This is a genomic window from Methanobrevibacter sp. (genome assembly GCF_050872065.1).
In the GTDB taxonomy this organism is placed as follows: Archaea; Methanobacteriota; Methanobacteria; order Methanobacteriales; family Methanobacteriaceae; genus Methanocatella.
In genome coordinates this window covers 24,429-31,232 of the sequence record NZ_JBNMGD010000015.1, presented here as the reverse complement: position 1 = coordinate 31,232, position 6,804 = coordinate 24,429, and the positions used below count along the sequence as shown (strand labels likewise).

The window sequence follows — 6,804 nt, the reverse complement described above, 5'->3', positions numbered from 1 at the left end:
AACCTTTATTTATTATCTAAAACAAAAAAATAAATATTATAAATTAATTGATATGTGATGATAATATGAGAAATATTGTAGTAAAAGAATTAGACCAAACATACATTGAAGATTTGGAAATTGAAATTGTAGAAAGAAAAGGAATAGGTCATCCAGACAGTATCAGTGATGGAATTGCTCAAGCGGTATCTAATGCTTTGTGTGAAATGTATCAGAAAGAATTAGGTGAAGGATTTATTTTACACCACAACACTGATGAAGTTCAAATTACTGCTGGTGATTCTGAACCTGATTGGGAAGGCGGAATCATTAGAAAACCTATTGATATTTTATTAACTGGTAGGGGCGTTTCTGAATTTGAAAAAGATGGAAAAATTATCAAATTCCCACTTGAAAGAGTAGCAATTAAAGCTGCTAAGGACTTTTTAAAAGAAACAATTATCAACTTAGATGTTGAATTAGATACTGTTGTTGAATGTAAAATCGGTCATGGTTCCGGAGATTTAGTGAACGTATTTGATAGGACTCCTGAAGCTATTCCTAAATCAAACGATACTTCATTTGGTGTAGGTTTCGCTCCTTTATCTGAAGTTGAACAATTGGTTTTAGCGACTGAAGAATTATTGAATTCCAAAGAATTTAAAGTAGATCACCCTGCTGTTGGTCAAGATATCAAAGTAATGGGATTAAGAGAAGGGGATGAAATTACTTTAACCATCGCTTGTGCAATGGTTTCAAAATATCTTAAAAACAGAGAAGAATACATTGAAGTTCGTGAAAACTTAAAATCCATTGTTGAAGAGCTTGCACCTAAATACACATCAAGAAAAGTTAAAGTTGATGTAAACACTGGGGACAACGATGAAACTGAAGATAAATCTGGTTACTACTTGACTGTAACAGGTACTTCAGCTGAAATGGGGGATGATGGTTCTGTAGGAAGAGGAAACAGAGCAAACGGATTAATCACTCCATGCAGACCAATGTCCATGGAAGCAACTTCTGGTAAAAACCCTGTTAATCACGTTGGTAAAATTTACAATGTTTTAGCAAGTAAAATGGCTAGTGATGCTGTTAATGAAGTTGAAGGTATTAAACAAATGCACATCATGCTTTTAACTCAAATTGGTTCTCCAATTAATGAACCTACTGCATCTATTCAAGTCATCCTTGAAGATGGTATTGAATTGGAAGAAGTTGAAGACGAAATTAAAGCTGTAATTAACAGGAACTTAGATAATATTAGGGATATTACTAAATTAGTTATTGAAGGAAAAGCTAGAACTTTCTAGATTAACTATTTATCGGCATATGTCAATTATTTAATTTTAAATCTCTTTTAAAGAGATTATTTATTTTTTTATTTACACATATTAATTTTATTTTTGAGGAGTTACGATGCCAATACAAGAGGCAGAAAAATCATACAATCATGATAAAATAGAAAAGAAAGTACAGAAATTCTGGAAGCAGAATGAAACTTTCAAAAAAGTCAATGAACTTAGAGAACATGGCCCAAGATACTCATTTTTAGATGGACCACCTTATTGTAGTGGTAAAATTCACTTAGGTACCGCTTGGAACAAGGTTATTAAAGATTCATACCTTAGATTCAAATCAATGAATGGATTTAGCTTAAGAAGACAAGCTGGATGGGATATGCATGGTCTTCCTATTGAAAATAAAGTGGAACATTTAATGGGAATTCAAAGCAAACAAGAAATCGAAGAGACTATAGGAATAGCTGCTTTTGTTGATAAATGTAGGGAATTTGCAATAGAAAATAAAATAGCTATGGAACATGAATTCGACCAATTGGGTGTTTGGATGGATTGGGATGATCCATACATGACACTTGATCCTAAATATATGGAATCTTCTTGGTGGACTCTTAAAAGAGCAAATGAACAGAATTTACTTATAAATGACCAAAGGGTAATCAGCTGGTGTCCTCATTGTGGAACTGCACTTGCATCTGCTGAAATTGAATATGAGGAAAAGGTTGACCCATCTATTTATATTAAATTTCCAGTAAGGGGAGAAGAAAATACATATTTCCTTGTTTGGACAACTACTCCATGGACTTTACCAGCAAACATGGCAGTTTGTGCAAATCCGGAATTTGATTATGTTTATGTTTCAAAAGATGGCGAAACTTACATTTTAGCTGAAAATTTAATGGAAGAAGTATTAGGTAAACAGGTTAAAATTCATAGGACTAAAATTCCTGCCGAATCTGAGGATGAGGAAGATCAAATCATCGAAGAAAAGGAAATCATGTACGAGGTTATTAAAACAGTTAAAGGTGAGGAATTAATTGGAATGAGCTATGATTATATTTTAGCTGATGAAGTTCCAAAACACGCTGAATTCGATGAAATTGAACCTGTTCACACTGTTTTATCTGGAGATCATGTGGAACTTGGTGAAGGTACTGGATTAGTACATACTGCACCAGGACACGGTCCAGACGATTTTGAAGTAGGTCAAGCTAACAATATTCCTATTTTCTGTCCTGTTGGTGAAGATGGATGCTTTAGTGAAGATGCAGGAAAATATGCTTTTAAATTTACTAAAGATGAAAATTCTCAAATTATCAAAGATTTAGAGAACAAAGGATTAATGTACAGATCAGAAACCATTGAACACAGGTACGGTGTATGTTGGAGATGTAAAACTCCAATTATCTATCGTGCTACCAAACAATGGTTCTTAAAAGTAACTGACATTAAGCAAAAAATGTTGGATGAAATTGCTAATGTTGAATGGGTGCCTAAATGGGCAGGAGAAGGAAGATTCCATGATTGGGTAGATAATGCTCGTGACTGGACAATTTCAAGACAAAGATACTGGGGTATTCCAATTCCTATATGGGAATGTCCTGACTGTGGTGAACTAAAGGTAATAGGTTCTCTTGGTGAATTAAAAGAAGAATCATTAAATGAAATTAATGTTTCAGATGCTGAACTTATCCACCGGCCGTATGTTGATGAGGTTGAGGTAAAATGTGATAAATGTGGAAAGTCCATTAAAAGGATTCCTGATGTATTGGATGTATGGATTGACTCAGGAGTAGCTGGATGGGCATCACTTTACTACCCTGAGGAAAAGGAAAAATTCAATGAATGGTATCCTTATGATTTCATTACCGAAGGGCACGACCAAACTAGAGGATGGTTCTACTCACAATTGGGTGCTGGAGTAATTTCTATGGGTAAAGTTCCGTATCAAAAAGTATTGATGCATGGTTTTGTATTGGATAAAAATGAAAATAAAATGTCTAAATCATTAGGTAATGTAGTATCTCCAGAAGAAGTAATTGAAAAATACGGTGCTGATGTTTTAAGGTTCTATCTATTATGGGCTTCAAAACCATGGGATGATTTAAAATTCGTTTGGGATGAACTTTTAAACATTAATAAAATGTTTAATATTTTATGGAATGTTTATGTATTTTCAACTACTTACATGTCATTAGATGAATTCAATCCAATGGATTTAACTGAAGATGATATTATTTTAAGAGCTGAAGATAAATGGATTATTTCTAAGGCAAATACGTTAGTTAAAGAAGTAGCTGAAGATTTAGAGAATTTATTCTTCCACAAAGCAACAAGAAAAATTAATAACTTCATCTTAGAAGATTTAAGTCGCTGGTATGTAAGACTCATTCGTGGAAGGACTTGGGTTGAAAGTGATGATCCTGATAAATTAGGTGCTTACTATAGTTTATACACTGCACTTGTAAAATTAATTTCAGTATTATGTCCAATTGCTCCTCATGTATCCGAGGAGATTTATGAAAACCTTGTAAAAGGTGTTAATCCTGATGCACTTGAAAGTATTCATATGAATGATTGGGGATATGATGAAGATGCAATTGATGTGGAACTTGAAGCAAAAATGGATGTTGTTCGTGAGGTAATTGATGCATCTATCAGAGCTCGTGATGTTGCACAGTACAAACTCAGATGGCCGGTTTCAGACATTACTGTTGTATCTCAGGATGTAGATGTTTTAAATGCTATTAAAGAGTTAGAAGATATTATTAAAGACCAATCAAATACAAAGGATGTGCTTTGTGCTAGTGAATTCGAAAAATTATCCTTTAATGCTAAACCTAATCTTAAAAATTTAGGTCCAAGACTTAAAGGTGACATGGGTAAAGTAATGAAAGCATTAAAAGAATCTGACGGTAATCAAATAAAAGCTGAAATTGAAGCAAATGGAAGTATTACTATCGAAGGTCATGAGTTATCAAAAGATGATGTATTATTTGACTCAGAACTTCCAGATGATTTCGTTTCATCTGAATTTGAAGGCGGAAATGTATTTGTAAATACTAATGTTACCTTAGAAATTAAACAAGAAGCTATGGCTCGTGAATTAATAAGAAGGGTTCAGGATATGAGAAAAGATTTAGACTTGGATGTTGAAGCAAACATTAATGTTGTTGTTGAAACTTCAGATGCATTCAAAGATTTAATTGTACCACAATCTGATGTTATTTCTCATGAAGTTAGAGCTAAAAGCTTAATTATATGCACTAGTGAAGAATGTAGTAAAGATTCTAAAGATTATACTAAAGAATGGGATATCGAAGGAGAAAAAGTAATTATTTCAATTAAAAATTAAGGTGTTTAACATGACTTTAGCTGACTCTGAAATTGAATATATTGAAGGAATTCTTGGTAGGGAAATGAATGAATTAGAAGAAGGAATGCTTGATGTAATGTTTTCAGAACATTGTTCTTACAAAAGTAGCAGACCATTTTTAAGAGCTTTCCCAACTGAAGGAAAAAATATTATCTTGGGTCCCGGTGACGATGCAGGACTTGTATCCGTAACTGACAAATATGCATTGGCGGTAGGAATGGAATCTCACAACCATCCTTCTGCTATTGAACCTTATGGTGGTGCAGGTACTGGAATTGGAGGTATCCTAAGAGATATCATATCTATGGGAGCAATACCAATTGCACTTTTAGATTCACTTAGATTTGGACCATTGGAAGATGATAAATCAAGATATTTATTTGAACATGTTGTCAAAGGAATCTCTGACTATGGAAACCGTGTAGGAATTCCAACTGTTGCTGGTGAAATTGAATTTGATGAATCATTTAGGACAAATCCTCTTGTAAATGTAATGTGTGTAGGGCTTGTTGAAAAAGATAAAATCGTTCGAGCTCAAGCACCTAATATTGGGGATGTATTCCTTTTAATGGGAGGAACAACTGGTCGTGATGGAATTCATGGTGTAACATTCGCATCTGAAGAATTAACTTCTGATTCTGAAACTGAAGACAGGCCAGCTGTACAGGTAGCTGATCCATTTACTAAAAAAAGAGTTTTGGAAGCTTCACTAGAAATTTTGGAAAAAATAAATGTTAGTGGTGTAAAGGATTTAGGTGGTGGAGGTCTCACCTGTTGTATATCTGAACTTGTGGATTCCTCAAATAATGGTGCATTAGTGGATTTACGTTCTATTCCATTAAGGGAAACTGGTATGACTCCATATGAGATTATGCTTTCTGAATCACAAGAAAGAATGGTATTTGTTATCAATCCGGATGATGTGGAACTTGCTTGTCAAATCTGTGATAAACACGAAATATCTTCATCAGTTATTGGTGAAGTAATTGAAGGAAACAGTATGGTTATTTCAGATGAAGGAGAGACAATTGCTAATTTACCAACTATTCTCTTAGCTGATCCGCCTTCAATCGATAGGCCTATTGCGGAGATTCCAGAGGATAAAGATGAATGCACTGTTGAAGATCCTTCAATTAATGAATCTTTTCCTAAATTATTGTCTAGTCCGAATATAGCTTCAAAAGAGTGGGTTTATAAACAATATGATCATGAAGTTCAAGTAAGGACTGTTGTAAAACCTGGTGATGATGCAGCAGTTTTAAGAATTGATGAAAATACTGCTATTGCACTTACTACAGATTCAAACACAATTCACACTAAATTATCTCCATTTGATGGAGCAGCAGGTTGTGTTGCGGAAGCTATCAGAAATGTGATTTCAATGGGTGCAACTCCATATGCTGTTGTGGACTGTTTAAACTTTGGAAATCCTGAAACTCCAGAGATTTTATGGCAATTTAAAACAGCTATTGAAGGAATGAGTTTGGTGGCTGAAAAATTCGATGCACCTGTAATTAGTGGAAATGTAAGTTTTTACAATGAAACTGAAGGAATTAAAATTAATCCAACTCCTGCTGTAGGAGTAATTGGTGTAGAGGATATTGAAAACATAAGAACATTAGACTTCAAAAGTGAAGGAGATAAAATTATCTTAATAGGTAAAACTTATGATGAATTGGCTGGATCTGAATATCACAGAACTATCCATAATATTGAAAAGGGAATAGCTCCAAAAGTCAGAATTGAAGAAGAAGTCGCTAATGGTAAAACAGTTCTAGATTTAATTAACAATGATAAAGATAAAAACATTACTGCTGTGCATGATGTATCTGCTGGTGGACTTGCAGTAGCTTTATCTGAAATGGTTATCAAATCTGGGTTTGGATGTGATGTGACTTTAGAAGAGGATAACTTAGATGACATTCAAATGCTCTTCTCTGAGAGTCACGCCAGATATCTTTTAACTGTAAAAGCTGATGCTCTAGATGATATTCTATCTCAAATAGATGTTGAGGCAAAAGTTATTGGGGAAGTAAAAGGTACTTCATTATTCATTAATAATCATGAATTTGAATTTGAAGATTTAGATGATGCATATCATGGTGTCATTGAACAATATATGGCTTAAATGATATTGGGGAGTATTGA

3 protein-coding genes are annotated in these 6,804 nt (G+C 33.8%); all 3 read left to right on the top strand.

Annotation, left to right across the window (positions count from 1 at the left end; genetic code table 11):
- Positions 1–65 precede the first annotated feature (65 nt).
- The gene (locus tag ACR0P1_RS03575) at positions 66–1,292 is read left to right on the top strand and encodes a methionine adenosyltransferase (RefSeq protein WP_432645032.1); all 1,227 of its coding nucleotides are present in this window, start codon (positions 66–68) and stop codon (positions 1,290–1,292) included.
- A gap of 106 nt (positions 1,293–1,398) precedes the next feature.
- Positions 1,399–4,635, top strand: a complete 3,237-nt coding sequence (gene ileS, locus ACR0P1_RS03570; RefSeq protein WP_432645031.1) for an isoleucine--tRNA ligase — start codon at positions 1,399–1,401, stop codon at positions 4,633–4,635.
- A gap of 10 nt (positions 4,636–4,645) precedes the next feature.
- A complete protein-coding gene (gene purL / locus ACR0P1_RS03565; RefSeq protein WP_432645030.1) occupies positions 4,646–6,784 on the top strand; it encodes a phosphoribosylformylglycinamidine synthase subunit PurL in 2,139 nt (712 codons plus the stop codon).
- The last annotated feature ends 20 nt before the right edge of the window (positions 6,785–6,804 follow it).

Coding starts and splice junctions, on each gene's coding strand:
- ACR0P1_RS03575 (WP_432645032.1), top strand. CDS start 66: ATGAGAAATATTGTAGTAAAAGAATTAGACCAAACATACATTGAAGAT.
- purL (WP_432645030.1), top strand. CDS start 4,646: ATGACTTTAGCTGACTCTGAAATTGAATATATTGAAGGAATTCTTGGT.
- ileS (WP_432645031.1), top strand. CDS start 1,399: ATGCCAATACAAGAGGCAGAAAAATCATACAATCATGATAAAATAGAA.